The organism is Streptomyces lancefieldiae (assembly GCF_031845825.1).
Classification (GTDB): Bacteria; Actinomycetota; Actinomycetes; order Streptomycetales; family Streptomycetaceae; genus Streptomyces; species Streptomyces lancefieldiae.
This window is the reverse complement of sequence record NZ_JAVRFH010000223.1, coordinates 1-1,239: the sequence shown is the minus strand read 5'-3', so window position 1 is coordinate 1,239 and position 1,239 is coordinate 1. Positions and strand designations below refer to the sequence as shown.

Annotated in this window: 2 protein-coding genes; both read right to left on the bottom strand. The window is 71.8% G+C overall.

Features of this window, described 5'->3' with window-relative positions; genetic code table 11:
• The coding region (locus RM812_RS41755; protein WP_311586182.1) for an RAMP superfamily CRISPR-associated protein at positions 1-691 on the bottom strand (691 nt) is incomplete at its 3' end.
• Positions 688-1,239 (bottom strand): hypothetical protein (locus tag RM812_RS41750; protein ID WP_311586180.1); only part of this gene is annotated, 552 nt, incomplete at its 5' end. The genes RM812_RS41750 and RM812_RS41755, both read right to left, overlap by 4 nt.

Sequence of the window (1,239 nt, the reverse complement as noted above, 5' to 3'; positions counted from 1 at the left end):
GGCGGGGTGGGAGCGGTGGGTTGGGCTCGCCGAGCAGGCCGAGGTCGACGTCCACTCCGGTGAAGTCGATCCGGCACCGGCCCGCGCCGCGCCGCCGCTTGCCGCCCAGGCTCTCCACCAGCCGGGCGCCGGCCGCCAGCAGGGCGGCGGCGCAGCCACGCCGGTGTGCGTCCAGGTCCTCGAAACCGGTGAGCGCGGCCCGGCCCACAAGGCGTACACCGCCACGCGCCACCTCCTCGAAGCGCAGCATCCCCTCCTCCACGCGCCCGGTGCGCGGGTCGACGGCCACACCGGGCTTGAGGAACACCGCCGCCGCGCGCAGCCCGTGACGCTCCGGCCCGCGAAGGGCGGCGACGGCGGCGGGCGGATAGTGCAGGCTGTCGATCTGGAGGGCCGCCGGCCTCGGAGCACCGTCACCGGCCGAGGGAAGCACCCCTCGCGCCTCCAGAGCAGGCTGGCTGCCGAAGAGATACTTCACCCAGGCGTGCCACGGCCCCGGTGTCCCGGTGTCCAGCGCGTGGGCGGCGGCCTCGCAGCCGTCGCGCCAGACACCGGCGAGGGTCTTGGCGGGGATGTACGGCAGATCGTCGGCGTCGCGCTGCACACCGCGGTCGACCAGGCCGTGGCGGCCCGCCCCGGAGCCGATGTGCCAGTCGCCGAGCATGGTCACGGTGACGATCAGCCCGGTCATCGACTCACTCCGTGGCCGTCGAGCACTCCCGTGGAAAGGAACCGCTCAGCATCCATCGCATCCAACAACCCTGTCGTCCAAGGATCTTCCTCGGAACAGCGCCAGAACAGACTGTCCCGGCCCCCCAGAAGATCCTCGAGTCCCTGGTGGCTGTAGCGGGCACGCAGGTTGCCCAGGCGACCGTCCGCCACCTCACGCCCCTGGAAGAGAGCCTCCCGCAGCTCATGGAGCTGAGACACTGGAAGCCGTCGCTCCCCCTCCTCACCCCGGGCCGCCACCGCACCCACCCGACGCAGCAGATCGCCCCAACGGCGGCCCTCCACCCACGCTGGCTCCGAACCGAGGTCGCTGACCACGTACGGCTGGGCGGTTAGACGCACTGTCTCGGGACCGGCGACAGTCTGCAGCAGGCGGATACGGGCCAGATCGGCGCCGGAACTGTCATACAGCACATGGAAGGAGAGCGCCGAGCACGGCACCCCAGGCACCCGGTCCTTGACCTGCTTGGCCTCCTTGGCCATCAGGTCGTAGGCGAGGGTGTGAGCGAC